This is a genomic window from Streptomyces sp. NPDC043870 (assembly GCF_056435785.1).
Window position 1 is genome coordinate 1 of record NZ_JBWKDT010000050.1, and the last position, 21,527, is coordinate 21,527.

Consider the following 21,527-nt stretch of genomic DNA (forward strand, 5'->3'; position numbering starts at 1 on the left):
GTCGACCGTCAGGTCATCGGCGAAGTGCCGATCGCCAGTGGCGTCGGGCACGTACTTCACACAGACAACGATCCTCAAGCTCACGCCGGCTCTCCCTGATGACATGACTGGGCGGTTTCCACGCTCGCGCATGGCGTACATCCGACACTATGGCACTCGGTACCCTCAGTAAAGGTACTGGGTGCCATTTTCGGGGCTCCGGTGTTACGGTCCTGGCATGACCGAGGCGCGCCAGAGACGGAAGACCGTGGCCGGGGGCGCTGCTGCCGCCGCCGCAAAAGTGCCCATGCGGAACGTCCTCGCCGAGGCTGCATTCCAGTTGTTCCTCGAGCGTGGCTTCGAGCAGACCACCGTGGACGACATCGTGGCCAGGGCGGGCGTCGGCCGCCGCTCCTTCTTCCGTTATTTCCCGTCCAAGGAGGACGTGGTCTTTCCGGACCACGACCGCTGTCTCGAAGACATGACGGCATACCTGGACGCGTCGGACGAGGCGGATCCAGTGACAGCCGTGTGCGACGCGGCCCGGCTTGTCCTGCGCATGTACGCCGCCAATCCGGAGTTCTCGGTTCAGCGCTACCGTCTCACCCGGGAAGTGCCCGGACTGCGTACCTATGAACTTTCCGTCGTGCGCCGGTACGAGCGGACGCTGGCCGGCTACCTCCGTGGTCGTTTCGCGGGCAGGCGCGACGGCGCCCTGTGGGCCGAGGTGATCGCCGCCGCCGTGGTCGCGGCCCACAACAACGGCTTGCGGTCCTGGCTGCGGTCGGGCGGTGCCGAGGACCCCGAAGCGGCGGTGAACCACGCCCTTTCGCTCGTGCGTGTCTGGGGGAGTGCCGTGAGCGATCAGGATGTGCGGGCGTCAGGGCGGGGATCAGAGGAGACGTCCCGACCGGCTGCCGAGCGGACCGCCGACGACGGCGAGGTGATCGTGATGGTCGCCCCGAAAGGTGCCCACATGTGGCGCGTGGTGCAGAGCATCGAGTCGGCCCTCCGGGAGAGCTGACCGATTGGTCCTGGGTACCCGGTGCCGTTCAGGTGCGGCACTGAGTGTCCTGAGGGCGACCCGGCCGAGAGGCGCCCGACGAAGGGGCCTGCGCACGTTCTGGGCCCAGGAGTGTCGGCCTCCTCGACGGTCAGCTCGTCGTCGGCCGTGAAGGACGCCATCCCCGCGTTGTTCACCAGACGGTGAATCGGACTCACGGTCCGCGACCGTGGGGATCGCCGTCACCTCTCTAGTTGGTTGATATATCCACCGCTGCTCCGGGTCGTCGGACCAGGCGACCGAGATGGTTGACGAATCAACCAGTTCGCTTTATGGTTCCCACATAGATGATGTGTCAACGAACTGGCCGGGTCCACGGGGCCGCAGCACCGTCGATGAGCCGGTTCGCGTCTGGGGGACCGCCCCGGTGCGGACGGACTCGGGCGCGGACCCCGCCGTCGGGCCGTGCGGATTCGGAGCCCGAGCCCCGGTTCGCTGCCCGGATGCGACGGCCTCACCGGCCGACGACTCGTCAACGACTCTCTGGCGCAAGGAGATTCAGCTCATGTCGACCATGAACAACCAGCCCGGAACCGCCACGCCTCCAGGCCGGCCGAACCGCCGGTCGATCCTGAAGTACTCGGCGCTGGCCGCCTCGGTTCCGGCCGCGGGTGCGCTGCTGCAGCCGCTGCTGCAGCCCGGAACCGCCGCAGCCGCGGATGCCGCCTACGCCCCCGTGCCCCCCACCGCTCTCGGGCCGCAGATCCCCTCGAAGGGGTATCTCGTCCAGGAGATCCGGGACAAGCTGTACTGGCTGACCGACGGCACCTACCAGATGATGTTCCTGGTGACGGGGAGGGGTGTCGTGGTGGTGGACGCACCCCCCACTCTCGGCCGCAACATCCTGCGCGCGATCGGTGAGGTGACCACCCAGCCGGTCACGCACGTGGTGTACTCCCACCACCACGCCGACCACATCGGTGCCGCGGGCGTCTTCCCGGACGGCGCGGTGCGCATCGCCCATGAGCGGGCGCGTCACCTGCTGCGCGAGACCCGTGACCCGAACCGGCCGCTGCCGACGCGGGTCTTCTCCGACTCGTACCGGCTGGAGGTCGGCGACCAGGTCCTGCACCTCTCCTACAAGGGCCCGAACCACAGCCCCGACAACATCTTCATCTACGCGCCCGCGCAGCGGGTGCTGATGCTGGCCGATGTGGTCTTCCCCGGCTGGGTGCCGTTCAAGAGCCTGGCCGTCTCCTCGGACATCCCGGGCTGGATCAAGGCTCATGACCAGGCGCTTTCGTTCCCGTTCGAGACGTTCGTCGGGGGCCATCTCACGCGACTGGGCACGCGCCAGGACGTCGAGATCCAGCGGGCGTACATGCGTGACCTGGACAGGTTCACCCGGGAGGCGGCCGCCTCGGTGGACCCGGCGCCGATGTTCGCGCAGTACCCCGGCAATCCCTGGGCGGTCTTCAAGTCCTACCTGGACGCGGTCGCCCAGGCGGCCACGGACAAGATGCTGCCGGCCTGGGAGGGCAAGCTGGGTGCCGTGGACGTCTTCACCTTCGACAACGCCCATGCGATGCACGAGTCGTTGAGGATCGACTACGGCGTCCTCGGGCCTTTCGGAATCCGCGGCTGACCCGACCGCATGTCCTCCGGGCCACGCACCGGCACCTGCCCGAGGAGCCGGTGCGTGCGGCCTTGCACGGCGGGCCCTGTGCCGGCGTCACCGCAAGGGGTTCACGGGGCTGCAACAGGAGCGCTGTTCGGGGCGTTGCCGACCCGGTTGCTGAGTTGATCTGTCAATCAGTGGAGAGCTAGTCTCGATCGGTGACTGAACTTCGATGGCTCGACGACCTGGAAAGGCGTGCGTGGCAGGGCTTCGTCGCCATGGGCCAGCTGGTGGAGGAACGGGTCAACCAGGAGCTGAGGCGAAGCGGCGGGCTCTCCATGGCCGACTACCGCGTCCTGGTCCCGCTGTCGGAGGCGAAGGACCACCGGCTGCGGATGCAGGAGCTCGCCGCGCTGGCGCGGTGGGAGAAGAGCCGGCTGTCGCATCAGGTCCGGCGGATGGAAGGTCGCGGACTCGTACGCCGTGAGGAGTGCCCCACGGACGCGCGCGGCGCTGTGGCCGTGCTGACCCCTGAGGGGCTGGAGGCGATTCGAACGGTCGCGCCCTTGCATGCGGCACATGTCCGCCACATTTTCGTCGACGCTTTGTCCCGTGACCAGTTGAAGGCCCTTGTCGAGATCTCCGAGAGTGTGGTCCACCGCCTGGGTGGTCGCATCGGAACCGAGTAGCAAGGACAGCTCTGGGTGACCTGACCGGCTTCGCCCGCTGCCGCGGCCGGTACGACGTCGAGCTCTCCAGCTGGACAACCGACGGACCCGGAGCGGCATCTACCAGTTCGTCGGCGGTCGGCACCCCGGCGCCACCATCGCGTGGACGCCCCAGCACCGTGTCGTCGTCCTATTCGATGTGTGCCGGGTCGGGTTGAGCCGCCGGGGCAGCGGCGTCGCGCCGGGCGGTCCGCAGCAGGAAGGCGCCGCAGGCGAAGCCGATGGCCGCCGCCGTGAGATGACCGACGGTGGTGAAGTCGGGCAGGACACCGCTCCAGTCGCCGCCGAGCACCGGCCAGGCGACAACCCCGGCGACCGCGAGCAACCGCGCCCGCTTCAGCAGCAGCGCTCCCGCCGCAAGCGCTGCCTCGGCGCCGTAACTGATCCCGAAGTCGACGGCGTGCCGGACGCTGGTGGGATACCAGTCGTGGGCGAGGGCCACCCTTATCACCTGTGTGGTGATCAGGGTGGCCAGCACGTGCCCCAGGACGAAGACGGCGTAGGCACGTATCGCTCCGTACCGCCGTTCCAGCCACGCCAGGCACAGGCCGACGCCGATGCCGAGCGTAATCAGCGTGCCGACGAAGTGGAGTGAGGCGATGGAGGTCAGCGTGCCGTCGAAGAACAGCATGCTGCCCACCAGTGCACGGACCGGATGGTGCTGCAGATTGCTCAGATTGGTGCTGATGCCGAGTGCGACCCGCTGGGCGTCAGCGGTGGACAGCACCACACTGAGCCAGAGATGGGTCAGCAAGAGCAACGCGATGTATCCGGCGGTCACCGGATTTCGGAAGACATAGGTGCCCAGAGCTCGGGCGAAACGATCAATCACGGGACCAGCCAAGCAAAGAGATCGCTCCAGGCACAAGATCCCCCCGGGCCCGCCCTTCGGGCCGACGACGCTACTTTGAAGACAGTCCCCAGGCTTCACAGCCGGCACCGCCATCGACCCCAGGAGCGCAGACCGTGTTCGACCCCGCACCGGAGAACCCGTACCCCGACAGCCTCCGGCCGGACGAGGCGCCCGCACCGCACGCCCTGCTCGAGCCCGTGCTCGGCCTGTTGGGCTCTTGGCACGGCCGGGGCCAGGGCGGGTACCCGACGATCACGGGGGATTTCGCGTACGCGCAGGAGGTGACCTTCAGTCACGACGGCCGTCCCTTCGTGCGCTACGAGGCCCGGGCCTGGCTGCTCGACGAGGATGACGCCCCGCTGCGTCCCTCGGCCCGGGAGAGCGGCTGGTGGCGGCTTCAGCCCGACGGCCGGGTCGAAGCACTGATCACCCAGCCCACCGGCATCGCGGAGATCATGGTCGGGCGGGCGACCGGGAACACGGTCGACCTCTCCACTCACGAGGTGGCCCTCGCCCCCACCGCCAAGAAGGTGAACGCCACCCGCCGCCGCTACGCGCTGACCGACGACGGCACGCTCACGTTCGACCACGACCTTGCGGCGGTCGACCAGCCGATGCAGCACCATCTCTCGGCACGACTGCGACGCAGGCCCTAGGACTCCTCGGTGAGTCCGTCCTGCCGAGGCCGTCAGCCCTCAGGAGCGTCCTGCGTCCTGCATCCTGGGGCCGACGGCCGGCGGTGGGCGGGGCGGCCGTCATGCGGTCTCGGCCCTGCCCGAGGCCGTCCGGTCCTGCCCGAGTGTGTCCGTCAGGCTGTGGCTCGTGAGGCCCGGTGTTCAGGGTCGCAGCGGGCCGCACAACAGGGCCGCGGGGCCCGGCCTGCTGCCCAGGCGGGTGGTGAAAGCGATACCGGCGGCGTACTCGTCGGCGGCGCATTGGCCTTTGTAGTGGCCCTGGGCGAAGTCGCCGCCGGTGCCATCGGCGGGCCGGGTGTCGGACCGGTCGAACCAGACGGTCCGTCCGGCGCGGCCCAATGGGGCGCGGGCGGGCGCGCACAGAGCCGCCGACACGCGGTCACCACGGCGGCTGTAACCGATGAGGAACTGCCCGGCGGGGCACTGGAGTTTGGTGTAGCCGTCGGCCCAGTCGCCACCTGTGGGGACGTGGCGTTCGTCGGTGACGACCGTCTGGGCGTCGCCGGCGGCGCGCAGGTCGCCGCCGGTCGTGTCGGTGCACAGACCACGGCCGCCGGTGTGGCTGAGGCCGGTCAACCGCAGGCCGTCGGGGCAGACGGCCTTGTAGGCCCCCGGATCACAGTCGCCGCCGGCCCGCACCCGCAGAGACTGCACCGCGTCGCCGTGGTCGGTGGTGAGCATGCGCCAGACGGGCACCGGCGCGATGGACCCGGTGCGGGTCGGAGACGTCATGAGGTGATCCCAGGCGGTGCCCCGCCAGTCGCCCTGGTCGAGGATCCCGTACCGCCGCCCCGCGGCGTCGTACCGCAGCAGGGCCCAGTCGTCATGGCCCTCCCAGCCGACCAGGGGCCAGTAGGCGAAGTCGGCGTCACGGTCGGCGAAGTAGTCGGTGATGTTACCGAACCAGGTGCGGGCGGCGGTGCCCGTCTCATTGGCTCCGATGCCGAATTCGCTGATCCACACGGGCGCGGTGTAGTGCTGTCCTTCCGTGGTGACGAAGAAGGCCTGGTCGGCGAGGACCTGGTTCAGCTGGTCACGGGTCAGGTCCTGGTAACGGGGATCGTGGGTCTCGCCGATTCCGGTGGCGCCACTGTGCCGGGGACCGGTGTAGCCGTAGAAGTGGGCGGAATAGACGAGCTTGTGGGCGTTCACGAGGGTGTGCGAGAGCGTGCGCACCGGCGCGAGGGTGGGGCGTTCGTGCGGCAGCCCGTCGACGGGCACGCCGGTCCAGTTGATGCCTTCGATGACGATGAGGAGGTCGGGGTTGGCCTCGGTGAGGATGCGGTCCGCGGCCAGTTGGGCCGCGGCGTACCAGTCGTGGGCGTCGCCCATGCCCCAGTTGGGGTCGTCCAGTACATCGCGGCGTACTTCGTTGTAGAGATCCGCGCCGACGACACGGGCGTTTGTGGCGTAGCGTCGGGCCATGAAGACCCAGTCGTCGGCCCACCGTTGGGTGGTCTGACTGCTGTTCCAGCGTTCGTTGCCGTCGATGCTGCAGCACCAACGCGAAGTGTTGGTGTGGTTGTTGAGGATGACCGCGAACCCGTCCTGGGTGAGGGCGGACACGACGGCGTCGTAGATCTGCAGGGGCGTTTTGTCGCGCAGCTGCGGGTTGGCCGCGACGGCGGCGTCCGGCACCGGAGCTGTCGCGCGGATCATCTCGTTGGAGAACGGCAGCCGGATGCTGTTGATGCCCAGTTCGTGGAAGTCGGCGAGCAACTCGGCAGCGGGGCGCGGTCCAGGCCGAGGGGTATGGCGTACGAGTTCTGGCCGGCGTGGTGATTGGCGGGATCGGCGGTGCTGCCGCTGCCCGTCCACGAGCCCTGCGCGCCGTCCCAGTTGGCCGACTTCAGGCGGAACCGGCGCCCCTGGGCATCGACGATGTACCGTCCGCGGGTGGACAACGGCGGCTGCCAGGTGTCGGCCGCCGGGGGAGTGGCCTGGGCGGGGGCCGCGGAGGCGACGGGCTCCGCGGTGGAGGCGACTGCGGTCGGTGCCGTGGTCAGCAGCGCGAGAACCGCAGCTGCTGCTGTCAGGTATGGGACAACTCTGATGGTCTGCATCCGGTCCTCTGCAGGCGCGCACGGTGGGGGGGTGGGGAACGTGACGAGCGTCGGCTGCCACCCTACGAAGGAACAACTGCCGGAATCGAGGTCAGTTGCCGCCACTTTGCTCTTCCTGCGGCGCGCACGACCAAGGGCAGGGCCAGGGCCAGAACCAGGCCCTGCCCGACACCGATGCACAGCGCCTGTGACGTGTGCGCCAACGCCATCGGCGCCGAGTGGAGAACAACGTCATGCGGAGGTCGGGCGGCGGGTGGACGGAACCCCAGGGCGCTCGACGGTGTGCCGGTGGGCCGGCGCCCGCTACCAGGGCGCGGTAGCGGGCGCCGGCCGATGCGCAGCCCGGTTGTCCTTGAAGCGATCTGCCCGTAGGCGGCGAGTACGGGCACCGGAACCACCGCCGAGACAATTACGCCCGGGCGGCACGCAGGGTGTGACGTCGGCGCGAGTACAGACACGGGCGCCCTCACGGGTTCCCGCGCGCCTGGCGGCATGCTCCCGTCCGCCCCTGCTTTTCTCGTCGCCCCGCGACGGCATGTCCATCTGGGCCCGGCGCTGAAGCACATGGCGACTGCCCCTTTGACCTGGGGGTTCACGGGCGGGTGTGGTGAGCCGCGCGTGCGGGTGGACGACTTGCCGGACGCCCTGAGATCAGAACTATGGCATTCGCATATGACTCTTCGAATAACCGTCCGGCGATTGCCGAATGCATCCCGGGTTCTATGGCCGGATTATGTTGACAGTCTGCTCGGTTCCGCGCGTTAATTGGCCGCATGAGGTGGCCAGGTGTTCTCGCACGGATGGGTGAATTGACCAATTTTGCGGCCGGAGTGATCGTAGAAACATGTGTGGCCATACCGTAGTTGAGGTGTGATCGCCTGTTCGTAAACGCGAGAATCAATTTCGGCGGGGAGTGACGAATCCGGATTCCCCATGGAGGGATTTATGGCCCTTCTCGACTCCTTCACCATTCCAGACTTCCATCTCCCCTTCGAACCCTCCAAACACCCGCAGTCAAGTCAGGCCAACGCCGAGGCGACCTCGTGGGCGCTTCGCCATGGGCTGATCACCGACGAGGCGGAGCAGTTCGCCGGCATCGGTTTCGGCCACCTGGCCGGGCGGGTGTGTCACGAGGCGCCCTACCAGCACGTCGTGCTGCTTGCCGAGTGGATGGCCTGGTCATTCGTACTCGATGACCAGCACGACCACCTCATCAGGGCGGACCAGTTGGAGGCGTGGCGTCCCCTCACCGATGCGATCACCGGGTACCTCGCCACGGGGAAGATCGGCAGCGCGCCGCAGGTGCGCCGGAATCCGCTGGTGGTCGGGTTCGTCGACCTGTGCGACCGCATCCTGGCCGGGATGCCGCCGGGCATACAGGAGCGCTATCGGGGGCACATCCCCCTCATGCTGCGCTCCCTCGACCAAGAGGCGGTCAACCGGAAGGCCGCGGAGCAGCCGACCATCGACGACTACGTCCGTATGCGCCGGCACAGCTCCCAACTGCTTCCGATGATGGACATGGTGGAGGCCGGCCTGGGCGTCGAAGTGCCCCCGGAGGTGTACAGCAGCTCCGCGTTCCAGGACCTCATGTGCAGTGCCCTGGACGTCATCTCATGGGGCAACGACGTCTTCTCCCTGCGCAAGGAGTTCTCCTGTGGGGACAACAACAACCTCGTCTCCCTCCTTGCCTGGTGGAACGAGTGGTCACTGCCGCAGGCCGTGCTCGCCGTCCAGGAGCGCACCAACTCCCGCGTGGAGGACTTCCTTACCGCCGCACAGATGCTGCCCCACGTGCTGGGCACGCTCGGGGTGACGGACCCGTCCACCGGCGCCGGAGTCGCGCGGTGTGTGCAGAGCTATCAGGACTGGATGATCGGCGCGGACCTCTGGCAGCGGTACGAGTGCACCCGCTACAGCGATGAACGGTGGGTCGCGGGGCTCGAGTCCGGGTACACCCGCCCGGACCTGGTCCCAGCGATATGAGCGTTACGACGGAGAGGTAGCCCATGACGCAGGTGAACCGGTCACGCGAGGCGGCGGTCGCTCCGGGGAGCCTGCCCGTCCTCGGCCACGCACTGCAGTTGTGGCGCAGGCCGATCGCGTTCCTGGATTCGCTGCGGACATACGGCGACATCGTAAGGGTCGACGTGGCCACCTGGCCCGTCCACGTGCTCACCAGCCCGGACCTGATCCAGACCGTCCTGGTCGGCGACGCGAAGAACTTCGGGCGCGGCAGGGTCTTCGAGAAACTGCGCCCGCTGTTGGGCAACGGTCTTCCGATGACTGACGGCGAGTTCCACCGCAAGCAGCGTCGTCTGCTGCAACCGGCGTTCCACCGGGATCACATCACCGCCTACACGGAAATGATGTGCCGGCAGGCCGACGAGATGTCCACGTCATGGACCGCCGGCCGAGAGATCTCGGTGACGACGGAGATGCGCCGGTTCGCACTGTCCTCGGTCGCCGAAATGATCTTCTCTGGTGGCCTCGGGGGGCCGGCCGTCGAGGAAGTGCACCGCTCGTTCCCGATCGTCCTGGAGGGCATCCTCAAGCGAGCGATCACGCCAAAGGTGCTGGACCGGCTGCCGATCACGATGAACCGGCGCTTCGACGCGGCCGCCGCGCGGCTGCGTAGGATCATCGACGAGGTGCTCGTGCGCTACGACACCGAGGAGTCGGGCCGTGACGACTTTCTGTCTCTGCTGCTGTCCACCGTGGACGCGGAGACGGGCGAGACGATGAGCGACGAGCAAGTGCGGGACGAAGTGATCTCCATCTTCTTCGCCGCGACGGAAACCTCGTCCACGGTGCTGTCCTGGATCTTCCATGAACTCGACCGCCATCCGGAGGTGGAGAAGCGCCTGCACGCCGAAGTCGACGAAGTGGTCGGCACACGGCCCGTGCGTGCCTCCGACCTCGCCGGCCTCACGTATACGAACAGTGTTTTCCAGGAGGCGCTTCGCCTGCATTCGCCGCTTCTGTTCACCAGGCGCGCTCTGGTTCCGGTGAAGCTCGGCGGCATCTCGATACCGGCCGGCGCCGAACTGGGCTACAGCCCCTACGCGCTCCACCGGGACCCCGCGCTGTTCCACGAGCCCAGGAAATTCGATCCGGATCGCTGGAACACCGACCTGACGGATCGGCCACGCCCTCACCGGTTCATTCCCTTCGGGGCCGGTCAGCACAAATGTATCGGGGACTCCTTCGCGGCGGCGGAGATCGTGATCGCCGCGGCGACCGTGGCGTCCCGGTGGCGGTTGGTCCACGCTCCGGGTACCACTGTGCGCGAAGTGCCTGGAGGCATGCCCCAACCGGATGCGCTGGCCATGATTCCCATCGCGCGACACTGACGGAGATTGATCCTTCGGCATCTGCGAGCCGATCTTCGGCCGGTCTCTCGACACCGTGTCCGCGGCCGCGTCAGCAGAGGGTACAGGCCCACCCACGAACGAGTGGTCGTTCTCCCTGAAAATGGTCGCAAGGAGCATCATCCCACCCATCTGCCCGTACACTCGGCGCACACGCTGTAGGGGGCGACAGGTGACACAGGCCGTGGAGCAGCAAGGGTGGGTCTACCAGCCCATCCTTGAACGGGAATCCGAAGTTGACGCGATCCAGCAAGCGTTGGACGAACTGTGCGGAGCCTCGGTCGATGGCTCGGGTGCGCGGCGGGGCGGCGTGCTCGTCTTCGCAGCACCAGCCGGACTGGGCAAGACCACCCTGCTCGCGGAAGCCCGCCGGCATGCCGCCGAACGCGGCTGCACGGTGCTGTCCGCGCGCGGCGGCGAGCAGGAGAAGCAGGTGCCGTTCCATGTGGTGCGCCAGCTCATCCAGCCCACCTTCGCCGCCATGGGCGAGGACGAGCACCGCGAGATCCTGGGGCACTGGTACGGCATCGTCGCACCGGCGATCGGCCTGACCGCCCCGCAGGACGGCGCCGCACCCGACCCCCAGGGCGTGCGCGACGGCCTCGACTGGGTCGTCACCCGACTGTCGGTGCGCTCCACGCCCGTTGTGCTCGTCCTCGACGACGCGCACTGGGCCGATGCGGAATCCCTCGCGTGGCTCACCGCCTTCGCCGCCCGCGCCGAGGACCTGGGGATGCTGATCGTCGTGGCCTGCAGGCCGGATGAACTCCCTCCCGACGCCGCAGTGCTGCAGACCCTGGCCTCGCGCCACGGGGCACGCCCGCACCAGCTGGAGCCCCTCACATCGAGCGCGGTGGCGCGCATAGTGCGCGACGCCCTCGGCGACGGTGCCGACGACCTGTTCTGCCGGGAATGCTGGGCGATCACCGCCGGAAACCCCTTCGAGGTCGTCGAACTCACCGCGAAGGGCCGCGACCGTGGCCTGAAGCCACAGGAGGGCAGCATTCCCCAACTCCGTGATCTCGCCTCGGCCGTCAAGGGCAGCGGGCTCGTGGAACGGCTCGAACAGCTCGGTCCCTCCACCGTCCGGCTGGCATGGGCCGCCGCGGTGCTGGGCACCGGCATCTCCACGAGGATTGCAGCGAGCGTCGCCTCGCTCGGCGACGCGCAGATCCACGAAGCCATCGACCAACTGCACAACGCGCGCATCCTGACGGTCCTGACCACGGTGAAGCGCGACGAGGTCGTGGAGTTCTTCCACCCGCTGATCGCCACCGCGGTGTACCGGTCCATCCCACCTGGCGTACGCGTCGGCATGCACGGCATGGCAGCCATGGCCGTGATCGACGCCGGACTCGGCGCCACGGCCGCCGCCCGCCACATGCTGGAGATGCACCCGGAAGGCGACCCCTGGGTCGTGCAGCAGCTGCGTCAGGCCGCCCGCGCGAACTTCTCCGCCGGAGCCCCCGACGCCGCCCGCCGCTGTCTGGCCCGCGCTCTGCGTGAACCGCCGACCCCCGAGGACCGGGCCCAGGTGCTGTTCGAACTCGGCTCGGCCGGCCTCCTCCACGAACCCACCACCACCGTCAACCACCTGCGGGCCGCACTGGAAGAGCCCGAGATCGAACCGGGTCTGCGGGAAGCCGTCATCTACCGGCTCGCCCAAGCCCTGGCCCACACCGGCCAGTTGGTGCAGGCGACCGAGCTCCTCGCGGACGAGGCCCGCCGCACCACCAGTGCCCGCACCAAACTGCGCATGCAGGCCGAGCAGTTCAAATGGAACGCGGTCCGCGTCGACGAGCAGGACTCACCCGCTCGCTCCCGGCTGCTGGCCCAGTTCGCCAAGCGCCTCACCGGCCGCAGCCTGGCCGAACGCCACATCCTGGGGCTGCGGGGCTGGGACTGCGTGATGCGCGGCGAACCCTCCGCCAGGGCGCTGCAGTACGCGGAACGGGCCCTGGACGGCGGCCTGAGCTGGACCGACCAGGACTTCGGGTTCGAGGTGCCGGCCGTCGTTGCGCTCACCCTCATGTACAGCGATCAGCCGGGCAGGGCCGAAGAACTTTTCAACGATGCCATCACCGAGTTCGAGGCACGAGGCTGGCGCGGCGCGCACCTGTCCTTCGCCTACACCCTGCTCGGCTATGTCCGCTACCGGCGCGGACGACTCACCGAAGCAGAGGACTTCGTACGCCAGGGACTGGAGATCGCCGACCGGGTGGGGCGCGGAATCCCGGCGCAGTGGCAGGCGGTCGGCACCCTCATCGAGACCCAGCTCGCCCGCGGACACACCGCCGAGGCCCAGCGCGTTGCCGAGTCCTACGACTTCGGCAAGGGCTTCCCCCACGCGGTCATCTACCCCGACCCCCAAGCCGTCTGGGGAAAGCTCCTCCTGGCCCGCGGAATGAGTGACGAGGCGGAGCGGCAGCTCGCCGAAGCCGGCCAACGCCTCGACAGCCGAGGTACACGCAACCCGGCGTGGAGCCCCTGGCAACTCGACCTCGCCCTGGCACAGGCCAGGCATCAACCCGAGAAGGCCCGTGCCACGGCGCATGAGGCCGTTGGGCGCGCCCGCGCGTTCGGTACCGCCAGCGTGATCGGTCACGCACTGCGCGTCCAGGCGGCGACCACCGACCCGGCCGAGGCGGTCGTCCTCCTCCAGGAAGCCGTCGAGCACCTCGAGCAGTCCCCGGCCACGTACGAACTCGCCCACGCGCTCGTCGACCACGGCACGGCCCTGCATGCCCTCGGCAATCTGGAGCGCGCCGCCCACCAGCTCTACTCCGGCATGGAAGCCGCGACCGCCTGCGGCGCCCAAGCCCTCTCGACCCGCGCCCGGACCGAGCTCGCCGCCGCCGGACTGCGCCCGCGTCGCCGCCAGGTCACGGAACAGGACACCCTCTCCACAGCGGAGAGCGCGGCAGCCCGCCACGCCGCACGCGGACTCGACAACGCGGAGATCGCCGCCGAGCTCGGCACCGGCGAGCATGCCGTGGCGAAACTGCTCTCCGCGGTCTTCACCAAACTGGGAACCGACCGAGTGGGCCTGCGCCGCGCCCTCGGCATCTGATCCGGCCGAACCCGGGACGGCCCACGGGTCCGGGACGGTCAGCTGCCGGCCGATCCACAGCGGCGCTTCGAGCCGCGGTGAGCGGCCCGGGGCGCCGCTGTGCGTGTCGGCCGTGCTCAGCCGGCTTCGAGCTCCTCGGCGATGGCCGCCGCGAACGTGTCCACATCGGCCTCGGTGGTGTCGAAGGAGGTCATCCAGCGGACCTCACCGGTCTGTGCGTCCCACACGTAGAACCGGAAGCGCTTCTGGAGGCGCTCGGTCGCCTCGGGCGGGAGGACCGCGAAGATCTGGTTGGCCTGGACCGGCCGGTCGATCTTCAACCCCGGCAGGTCACGGACCGCTTCGTACAGGCGCTGCGTCATGGCGTTCGAGCGGGCGGCCGAACGCAGCCAGAGGTCACCGCCGAGCAGGGCCTCGAACTGCACCGACATGAACCGCATCTTGGAGCCCAGCTGCATGCTCGCCTTGCGTATGTGGTCCATACCGCGCACGGCGTCCTTGTTGAGCACGATCACCGCCTCGCCGAACAGCAGGCCGTTCTTGGTGCCGCCGTAGGAGAGGACGTCCACACCCGCGTCCGTGGTCATCTCGCGCAGCGGTACGCCCAGGGTGGCGGCCGCGTTCGCCAGGCGCGCGCCGTCCAGGTAGACCAGCATGCCGAGGCTGTGGGCATGGTCGCAGATCGCGCGGACCTCGTCGGGCGTGTAGCAGGTGCCGAGCTCGGTGGACTGGGCGATCGAGACGACCTTGGGCTTGGCCCGGTGCTCGTCGTCGAAGCCCCATGCCTGACGATCGATGAGCTCCGGGGTCAGCTTGCCGTCCCAGGCGGGCACCGTCAGCAGCTTGATGCCGGCGACCTTCTCCGGCGCTCCGCACTCGTCGACGTTGATATGGGCCGACTCGGCGCATACGACGGCCTCCCAGCGGTTGAGCATGGCCTGGAGAGCCACCACGTTCGCCCCGGTGCCGTTGAAGACCGGGAAGGCATGGGCGGTGGGGCCGAAGTGCCCGCGCATCACTTCCTGCAGGCGCTCGGTGTGGACGTCCCCGCCGTAGCTGACCTGGTGGCCGTCGTTGGCCCGGGCGATCGCCTCCAGGACCTCGGGGTGCACGCCCGCGTAGTTGTCACTGGCGAAACCGCGGGAATCCGGGTCGTGTCGTCGCTCTACGGTCATCGTGCTCGCTCGTTTCGGTCGTGCGGTATGGAGGATGCGGGTCGTGCGGTATGGAGGATGCGGTCCGGGAGCTGCCCCGGACCCGGTTCAGGACGGGACTGGTTCCGTTCGGGCGCGGGCCTTCTCCACCCCGCGTACCAAGGGCGGACCGGCCAGCCCGAGCAGAACGAACAGCGCCGCCAGGAACACCCAGCCCGTCACCGCGGCGCCGACGATCAGTGAGGTCATCAGCCACGGCCCGGCGAACTGCTGGAGCCCGCGCCCCAGGGAGAAGACGGCCTGGTACTCGCCCTGCCGGTCGGGTGGGGCGAGTCCGAAGGACAGCCCCCACGACGCCGACGCCTGGTACAGCTCACCCAGTACGAGGACCAGCGCGCCGCCCAGCAGAGCCGCGCTGTCGAGAAGCCTGCCGTGTCCCGCGCTCAGCGCGAAGACCAGGCAGGACGCTCCCAGCGCCCAGCCCGCCCAGCGCAGCATACGTGCTGCTCCGGCGGGGGTTTGTGCGCCCCTGCTGACCCTGACCTGGAACAGCAGCACCATGACGGTGTCGAGGATCAGCAGGCCCGACACAGTGAGGGCGGGTGCGTCGGTACTGGTCACGATCCACAGCGGCAGCCCGACGGTCAGCAGCGGGTGGTAGAGCTCCAGCGCCCCGCACACCAGGGCGATTCCCACATAGCGCGCGTCCCGCAGAGCGGAGCTGCGCAGCACACCCGCGCTCTGCCTGCTGTCCGTCCTCTCCACTGTGACGTCCTGTCGGGCCGAGTCTCCGCTTCCGATCCGCATCCCCGACAGCACAGCGACGGACACCAGTTGGAGCCCTGCGTTGGTGAGGACGGTGGCGTACAGCGCGGTCGAGGTGTCGGCCGCGATGGCGGCCCCGGCCAGCGCGGCGCCGCCCAGAAAGCCCAGGTTGAACAGGCTGCGCATCTGCGCGCTGACCCTGACGCGCTCCTTCTCGCCCACCAGCGCGTCGGTGAGCGACGCCTGGAGCGCACCCGCGGAGGTCTCCAATACGGCGATGACACAGGCGACGGCCAGGAATCCGGCGAAGTGGTCCACCATGCAGTACGCGGTGAAGCCGGCCGAGGCGAGCAGGAAGTTGGCCGTCAGCACCCGGCCCGCGCCGAGCCGGTCGGCGAGCCTGCCGATCGGTACGGTGCAGACCAGGCCACACAGACCGGCGACGGACAGGGCGAGACCCACCCGTTGGGCGGAAATGCCGATGGTACGGGTGAAGAACACCGCGCTGGAAGTGAGGAAAACCCCGAGCCCCAGGGACTGGATGAGCGTGAGCACGCCGAGCCGGCGCGCGTTTCCCGCGGCGGGGAGGGTCTCCCGGAACCAGGCGCGCAGCGCGGGACCCGGTCCTCGCGGGTCAGCCATGCCGCTGCTCGGGCGGTACGGCGGCGGCCTGGCGTTGGTCGTCCAGGGGCTCGGTTCGCAGGCCGTAGCGGTCCATCACCGTGTGCACGGCCCGCCGGACGCCGGCGGCGGTCTTCCCCCGGAACCTGAAGATTCCAGAGCCGTCGTCGTAACTGCCGGGGCCGGTCATCACCTGCCCGACGGACGGCAGGTCCTCGTGGTAGACCTCGGGGACGACGTCCCGGACCGAGCTGCGGTGCGTGACCCGGCTGGGCAGATGCCCCGGCGTCGGGTAGATGAGCCACCCTCCGCCGGGTGCGGTCGCACCGGTCTCCCGCCACAGCGGGGGCAGGCCGATCGCGGCCCGGAACGCCTCGGCGAACAGGTCGATGCCGTAGAGGTCGACATGGAGGAACGGTACCTGGGCGCCGCCCGGACGCAGTCCGACCTCCAGGAACACCAGCTCGCCGCCCGGGCGCCGGATCACTTCCAGGTGGAAGGCGCCGTCGCGCAGCCCGAGCGCTCGGAGGCACCTTCCGGCGAACCCGGTGAGATCGGCCCGCTCGGGCCCTTCGTCGAGCAGCACCGACCCGAGAGGGCGACCGTGCGCGTAGTCCAGGCAGGTGTTGACGTACTGGGAGGCGGTGACGAAGTGGAAGGCGCCGGAGCGGTAAACGCCGTCGACGTGGAAGATGTCGCCCTCGACGTACTCCTCGCATTCGTACGCGGCGGGGTCGACGCCGCCGAGCGCCAGCTCCAGTTCCTCCGTGCTCCTGACCACGGTGACGCCCTCGGAGCCGGCCGAGGCCCGTGGTTTGAGGACCAGGGGCAGTCCGCCGACTGCCTCGGCCACCTCCTCGGCCCGCGAGCCGTCGTCCAGTCGGCAGAACCTCGGCACACGCAGTCCGGCGTCGCCCACTGCTTGCTTCATGGCGGGCTTGTCCTTGAACCGCCTGACCAGGTCCAGGCCGTAGCCGCCGGGAACACCGAGGGCCGCCGAGAGCCGTGCGGCCGTGAGGATGTCGTACTCGGACTGCCCGAAGACGGCGTCGGGTGCGCCGTGCCGGTCCGCGATCTCGCGTACGGCGGGCAGGACGTCGTCGTGGGCGAGGCTGTCGAGCACCCGGATCTCGGTGGCGCCGTCCTTGTCGAGCGCGGGAAGGCCACCGGGCGTGGTGAGGTACACCATCCGGCACGGCGCGCCGTCGAGGAATCGGTGGTACTCGCCGAACTCGTCGCCGGAGCGGTTGAGTACGACGTACAGCGGTGTGGTGCCGACGGTCATGCGCCCGCCCCCGGTCGCATCGAGTTCGGCAGGCAGGCGTCGAGGTCGGCGGCCTCGACCCGGCTGAAGGCGGGGGCGGCCAGGTACCGGTGGGCCGGTGTCGGGGCGAGGAAGGCGGCCGCTCGGGGCTCGCCGTCGCCACCGAGGCCCTGCCAGATCTGCTCGGCTAGGTCCGGCATCACCGGGAACGCGAGCAGGGACAGGCCCTTGAGCCACCAGTAGGCGCCGTCGTCGGCCGAGTGGGTCGCCGATTTACCGGACCACCAGTGGTCCAGGGCTGCGACCGCACGCCGAGTGTCGACGCGGGTGGCGTCCAGGGCCGCCGACTGATCGGCGAGCAGGGACTCCAGGAGTTCGGCCACGGCCGGTGCCGGAGCGTGGGGAGGTCCGTCGGGGAGGCGGGTCCACGCGCCTTCGATCCGCTTGCCGAGGTCGTCGGCGAGCGTCGCGTTGGCCGTCGTGAGGAAGTCAGCCGTCTCGAAACTCGCCGGTCCGGACTCCAGATCGGCATGGGCGAGGAAGTACCGCACCGCGTCGGCGCTGATCGCGGGCGATGCCGCAATGTCCGCGGCCCAGATGGCATGGCGGGCGCTGGTGGAGAACTTGCGGCCGGCCAGTTGGTAGAAGTGGTTGATGAGGCACCGGTCGTAGGGCTTCATGTCGCCGTGCAGCAGGCTGGTGCCGACGATGGAGACAAGGGTGGGGATGACGTTGTCGATGCCCAGGGTGGTGATCGTGGTGACGCCGGAGTCCGGGTCGAAGGCGTTCACGCCGGTGCCGGACAGCCGGCCGTGGACGGCGCCGGCGAGCCGGGCGAACATGAAGATCCCGGCGTACGGGAACAGGGCGTGCGGTACGTCCGCGTCGGGTGCGGGCAGCGGCACCCCCCACTCCTGCGGGGCGCTGAGCCGGACCGTCAGACCGTCCCGCTCCAGGAACCGCGCCACGGTCTGCCGGTAGCGGTCGGCCGTCCCCAGGCCGGCGAGGGTGGCGTCGAGTACGTCGCGTTCCGGTACCCGAAGGAAGAGGCTGGATATCTCCCGCCAGGTCAGCGGGCCTTCGTCGAGGAGAGGACGCGGGTCGACGACCGACTCGGGCAGGAAGTGCGCGCTGCACTCCTCGCAGAAGTAACTGGCGATCCCCGCACCGCACTCGGGGCAGCGGCCGAGCAGCCAGCCGCCCACCACCCAGCGGCCCGACGCGTCGCAGTAGGGCACGCGCTCGGTCCGGTGCAGCACCGCGCCCCGGGCCTTGAGGCGCTCGATCGACCTGACCACCTCGTCCTCGAACAGGTCGCGCCACGGCTCCTGGTCGGGGCTGATGAAGGCGTCGACGCCGATGCGCAGGGCGGCCAGGTCGTCCTGGATGCGCCGGCCGTAGCGGGCCGCGACCTCACCGGGTGTCGACCTCTCGGCGTGCGCCTTGAGCGTGACGTACGACTCGTACACATCGCTACCGGTGATCACGAGCGGCAAGTCGCCGCGGACGCGCAGATGCCGCGCGATCATGTCGGACCACAGGAAGGGGCCGCCGATGTGCCCCAGGTGCAGCGGCCCGTTCGGCGTGGCCTCGGGCGGCACGAGGAGGTAGTGCTTCGGGACGTGCGCGTCCCCCGTCAGCAGCAGGCTCATTACCGCGTACTCCCGTAGAGCAGATCCAGTGTGTCCTCGGCCATGGCCGGAGCGAGTCGGTAGCCGGAACCCGATCCGCCGATCGCCATCACCACGTCGTCGTCACCGACCGTGTCCACGACGGGCACGTGGCCGGGAGTGAAGCAGTCGCTGAAGACCCGCCCGCCCAACAGGTACGGCAGGAATCCCGGTACGTACCGTTCGAGCAGCGCACGAGCGAGCGACCGGTCACGGGCATCGATGACCAGCGGCTCGTCCGGGCCGCGGTCCCAGTCGGGCGAGGTGACACTGAAGATCCAGTGGCCGCCCGGGCGGTGGGGCAGTATGAAGGCGTCCGCGTCCTCGAAGACCAGCGCCGGCGCGTGTGGCGGGGGCGGCGACATGATGTGGAACGCCACCACCTTCTTCACCCGGGCGCCCCGGTCGCGGGCCGCCTCCGCCACGGGGCTGTCGAGCGCCCACGGCCCGGGAGCGACGACCGCCTTGTCCGTTGTGACCCGGCTGCCGTCGGCGGCGACCAGCTCGATGTGCCTGCCCGCGCGGCGCACGGCCGTGACCCGGAAGCCCTCCAGGAGGGCGCTGCCGGGGCGGCTCAGCACCCGGTCGAGGAGCTGGTCCGTCAGCGGCTGCGGACGGCCCGCGGTCATGGGGGCGGAAGCCAGCAGCACCTCGTCGTCGCCGTGGGCGAGCCCCGGGAACGTCTCGGTGAGCATCTGCCGCCGGTCCCGGTCCACTGCGGAGGTCCGCCCGCCGTCGGCCATGCTCTCGTCGAGAGCCGCTGTGTTGTCGCGGCCCACCAGCCAGTAGGCGTCGACCGGTTCGCGCTGTACGTCGGGCAGTTCGGCGGCGAGCTCGGCGAACAGCGCGGTACTGCGCGCGGCCAGGGCGCGCTGTGCGGCACTGTGCCCGGTGGGCGTGTCGAAACCGGCCGACAGCCGGGTGGCCCCTGTCCCGCGTGCGTCGTGGGAGAGGACGAGGACGCGCAGGCCGGGCTTCCGCCGCACGGCGTAGTAGGCGGTCAGGGCGCCCACCACGCCGGTGCCGACGACGGCCAGGTCGTAGTGGGGAAACGCGCCGGTCGCGGTGATCGGGTCAGGCATCGGGTGCAGACCACCAGAAGGAGAAGATGACCAGTTCCTCGCCCTGGTCGGCGAACACCTCGTGGACCGCCTGCGAGGGAAAGCCGACCACCGAGCCGGGGCCGACGGACGACCGCTCCCCGTCGACGACCAGGGTGCCGGACCCGGCGTGGACCACCCAGATCTCCCTCACCGCGTGCTGGTCGGGGGAGCTGGTTCCGCCGGGCGGCACCGTGAAGCGGGCCATCTTGAACGGCACCGACGAGAAGCACGAGCGTTCGAAGTCTGCCTCGGCGACCGTGACTCCGTCCGGCTCGACCTCGGTGGGCAGAAAGGGCAGCAGGGCCCGGTACGCCACGGTCTGCTGCTGATTCCCCGTCATACCGAGTACCTCGTCTCACCGAGAATGCTGTTGAGGATCACCGCACTGCGCCACGCGAGCAGGCTCAGGTTGGGATCGGCGACTCCCCAGGCGTGCCGCGCGCCGTTCTGGAGGTAGATCCGGTTCTCCGACGGCCCGTTCCACGCCAGGGAGAAGTCGTGACGGACCACGAGGAGCCCGTCGGTGCGCTCCAGCCGGGGGGCGAGGGACGCCATGAACCCGGGCAGCTCATAGGCGTAGCCCGTACACAGGATGACGATGTCCGCGGCGAGTGCGGCGGGGGCGTCGAGGCCCGAGACGTCGGTGAACAGCTTCCACCCGTCGGGGCCGCCTTCGAGTGCGGTCACCGTGCAGTCCGGCAGGAAGCTCAGTCTGCCGGGGTTGTGCTCGATGAACTCGTCGCGGTAGCTCAACCGGTAGATGTCCTGGAGGACTTGGAGGTCGATGCCGTCGCTGGTGTACTTCTGACGCTCGAGCAGCTGGGCCTTGCGGTCCGCGGGCAACCCGTGGAAGTGGCGGACGTATTCGGGGCTGTAGAGGTCGTTGGCGAACGGCGAGTCGTCCATGGGCAGGAAGGACGAGCGCCTGCTGGCCCAGGTGATGCTGTGCGCGGAGCCGGTGGTGGCGAGGTGGCGGACGATCTCCGCCCCGCTCTGACCGCCGCCCACCACGACGACGCGGCGACCGGCAACGTCGGGCGCGCGCAGCAGGAACTCTCCGGAATGGAAGACCGTCGGCCCGAGGAAGGGGCGGAACGGCTCGGGGACGCTGGGGGTGAGGCCGGTGCCGAGCACGAGGTGACGTGCAGTCACCTCGCGTTCGTCCGTGCGCACATGGAACGCCCCGTCGTGGAAGTCCACGCTCCGCACGTCGGCGCCGAAGGTCAGATTCGGCAGCTGCCCGGCGACCCACTGGAGGTACTGGTTGAACTCCGTGCGCAGGACGGCCGGGAAGTCCGCCGCGAGGAACCGGTAGAGGCGACCGTTGGTGGACAGAAATGACAGGAAGGAGAAGGGGCTGGTGGGGTCGACGAGGGTCACCAGGTCCTTGAGCAGCGAGACCTGAAGGGTGGCCTCGGGAAGCAGCAGGCCGGGGTGCCAGGAAAAGCTCTCCCGGCGTTCCAGACAAACGCCTTGCAGCCCGTCGATCCGGTGCGCGAGGGCGGCCAGGCTCATGTTCGCGGGCCCGACGCCGACGGCGGCGTAGTCGAGTATGTGATCGCTCATGGTA

Annotated in this window: 15 protein-coding genes and 2 pseudogenes; 7 read left to right on the top strand and 10 right to left on the bottom strand. The window is 69.4% G+C overall.

Annotated elements, in window-relative coordinates; all coding sequences use genetic code 11:
* Nucleotides 1-84: pseudogene (locus AC0699_RS34765) on the bottom strand (electron transfer flavoprotein subunit beta); the annotation flags it as partial.
* 202 nt (nt 85-286) lie between these two features.
* Between AC0699_RS34765 and AC0699_RS34770 the strand changes: the two are divergent.
* The 3 genes from AC0699_RS34770 (at nt 287) to AC0699_RS34780 (ending at nt 3,289) form a co-directional block, all read left to right on the top strand.
* Nucleotides 287-1,003 carry a TetR family transcriptional regulator gene (locus AC0699_RS34770; protein ID WP_478668643.1) on the top strand — a complete coding sequence of 239 codons (717 nt, stop codon included), beginning with the start codon at nt 287-289 and terminating at the stop codon, nt 1,001-1,003.
* A 544-nt stretch (nt 1,004-1,547) separates the two neighbouring features.
* Nucleotides 1,548-2,627 carry an MBL fold metallo-hydrolase gene (locus tag AC0699_RS34775; protein WP_478668549.1) on the top strand — a complete coding sequence of 360 codons (1,080 nt, stop codon included), beginning with the start codon at nt 1,548-1,550 and terminating at the stop codon, nt 2,625-2,627.
* Between the two features lie 191 nt (nt 2,628-2,818).
* Nucleotides 2,819-3,289, top strand: coding sequence for a MarR family winged helix-turn-helix transcriptional regulator (locus AC0699_RS34780; RefSeq protein WP_469773016.1), 471 nt, complete (start codon nt 2,819-2,821; stop codon nt 3,287-3,289).
* 169 nt (nt 3,290-3,458) lie between these two features.
* Here AC0699_RS34780 and AC0699_RS34785 read toward each other — a convergent pair whose 3' ends face one another.
* Nucleotides 3,459-4,160, bottom strand: a complete 702-nt coding sequence (locus AC0699_RS34785; protein WP_478668555.1) for a rhomboid-like protein — start codon at nt 4,158-4,160, stop codon at nt 3,459-3,461.
* 134 nt (nt 4,161-4,294) lie between these two features.
* Here AC0699_RS34785 and AC0699_RS34790 point away from each other — a divergent pair, with 134 nt between their 5' ends.
* Entirely contained in the window at nt 4,295-4,837 is a 543-nt protein-coding gene (locus AC0699_RS34790; RefSeq protein WP_478668558.1) for a nitrobindin family protein, read from the top strand.
* A 180-nt stretch (nt 4,838-5,017) separates the two neighbouring features.
* On the opposite strand, the pseudogene AC0699_RS34795 reads toward AC0699_RS34790, so the two are convergent.
* Nucleotides 5,018-6,939, bottom strand: a pseudogene (locus AC0699_RS34795) (glycoside hydrolase family 5 protein).
* A 945-nt stretch (nt 6,940-7,884) separates the two neighbouring features.
* Here AC0699_RS34795 and AC0699_RS34800 point away from each other — a divergent pair.
* From AC0699_RS34800 to AC0699_RS34810, 3 genes are all read left to right on the top strand, one after another.
* A complete protein-coding gene (locus AC0699_RS34800) occupies nt 7,885-8,925 on the top strand; it encodes a terpene synthase family protein (protein ID WP_478668562.1) in 1,041 nt (346 codons plus the stop codon).
* 23 nt (nt 8,926-8,948) lie between these two features.
* A complete protein-coding gene (locus AC0699_RS34805) occupies nt 8,949-10,292 on the top strand; it encodes a cytochrome P450 (RefSeq protein WP_478668566.1) in 1,344 nt (447 codons plus the stop codon).
* 202 nt (nt 10,293-10,494) lie between these two features.
* Entirely contained in the window at nt 10,495-13,380 is a 2,886-nt protein-coding gene (locus AC0699_RS34810; RefSeq protein ID WP_478668569.1) for an ATP-binding protein, read from the top strand.
* Between the two features lie 116 nt (nt 13,381-13,496).
* Here the strand turns inward: AC0699_RS34810 and AC0699_RS34815 are convergent, their stop codons facing one another.
* From AC0699_RS34815 to AC0699_RS34845, 7 genes are all read right to left on the bottom strand, one after another.
* The gene (locus AC0699_RS34815) at nt 13,497-14,555 is read right to left on the bottom strand and encodes a threonine aldolase family protein (protein WP_478668572.1); all 1,059 of its coding nucleotides are present in this window, start codon (nt 14,553-14,555) and stop codon (nt 13,497-13,499) included.
* Nucleotides 14,556-14,642: 87 nt separating this feature from the next.
* Entirely contained in the window at nt 14,643-15,941 is a 1,299-nt protein-coding gene (locus AC0699_RS34820; protein WP_478668576.1) for an MFS transporter, read from the bottom strand.
* Entirely contained in the window at nt 15,934-17,205 is a 1,272-nt protein-coding gene (locus AC0699_RS34825; RefSeq protein ID WP_478668580.1) for an ATP-grasp domain-containing protein, read from the bottom strand. The genes AC0699_RS34820 and AC0699_RS34825 overlap by 8 nt, the downstream gene beginning before the upstream one ends.
* Nucleotides 17,202-18,836, bottom strand: coding sequence for a class I tRNA ligase family protein (locus AC0699_RS34830; RefSeq protein WP_478668583.1), 1,635 nt, complete (start codon nt 18,834-18,836; stop codon nt 17,202-17,204). The genes AC0699_RS34825 and AC0699_RS34830 overlap by 4 nt, the downstream gene beginning before the upstream one ends.
* Nucleotides 18,836-19,936, bottom strand: a complete 1,101-nt coding sequence (locus tag AC0699_RS34835; protein WP_478668586.1) for an NAD(P)/FAD-dependent oxidoreductase — start codon at nt 19,934-19,936, stop codon at nt 18,836-18,838. The genes AC0699_RS34830 and AC0699_RS34835 overlap by 1 nt, the downstream gene beginning before the upstream one ends.
* Entirely contained in the window at nt 19,929-20,297 is a 369-nt protein-coding gene (locus AC0699_RS34840; RefSeq protein WP_478668590.1) for a cupin domain-containing protein, read from the bottom strand. Before AC0699_RS34840 ends, AC0699_RS34835 begins: the two co-directional genes overlap by 8 nt.
* Nucleotides 20,294-21,523 carry a lysine N(6)-hydroxylase/L-ornithine N(5)-oxygenase family protein gene (locus tag AC0699_RS34845; protein WP_478668593.1) on the bottom strand — a complete coding sequence of 410 codons (1,230 nt, stop codon included), beginning with the start codon at nt 21,521-21,523 and terminating at the stop codon, nt 20,294-20,296. The genes AC0699_RS34840 and AC0699_RS34845 overlap by 4 nt, the downstream gene beginning before the upstream one ends.
* Between the last annotated feature and the right edge of the window lie 4 nt (nt 21,524-21,527).

Coding starts and splice junctions, on each gene's coding strand:
- AC0699_RS34825 (WP_478668580.1), bottom strand. CDS start 17,205: ATGACCGTCGGCACCACACCGCTGTACGTCGTACTCAACCGCTCCGGC.
- AC0699_RS34830 (WP_478668583.1), bottom strand. CDS start 18,836: ATGAGCCTGCTGCTGACGGGGGACGCGCACGTCCCGAAGCACTACCTC.
- AC0699_RS34845 (WP_478668593.1), bottom strand. CDS start 21,523: ATGAGCGATCACATACTCGACTACGCCGCCGTCGGCGTCGGGCCCGCG.
- AC0699_RS34840 (WP_478668590.1), bottom strand. CDS start 20,297: ATGACGGGGAATCAGCAGCAGACCGTGGCGTACCGGGCCCTGCTGCCC.
- AC0699_RS34815 (WP_478668572.1), bottom strand. CDS start 14,555: ATGACCGTAGAGCGACGACACGACCCGGATTCCCGCGGTTTCGCCAGT.
- AC0699_RS34835 (WP_478668586.1), bottom strand. CDS start 19,936: ATGCCTGACCCGATCACCGCGACCGGCGCGTTTCCCCACTACGACCTG.
- AC0699_RS34770 (WP_478668643.1), top strand. CDS start 287: ATGCGGAACGTCCTCGCCGAGGCTGCATTCCAGTTGTTCCTCGAGCGT.
- AC0699_RS34775 (WP_478668549.1), top strand. CDS start 1,548: ATGTCGACCATGAACAACCAGCCCGGAACCGCCACGCCTCCAGGCCGG.
- AC0699_RS34800 (WP_478668562.1), top strand. CDS start 7,885: ATGGCCCTTCTCGACTCCTTCACCATTCCAGACTTCCATCTCCCCTTC.
- AC0699_RS34805 (WP_478668566.1), top strand. CDS start 8,949: ATGACGCAGGTGAACCGGTCACGCGAGGCGGCGGTCGCTCCGGGGAGC.
- AC0699_RS34820 (WP_478668576.1), bottom strand. CDS start 15,941: ATGGCTGACCCGCGAGGACCGGGTCCCGCGCTGCGCGCCTGGTTCCGG.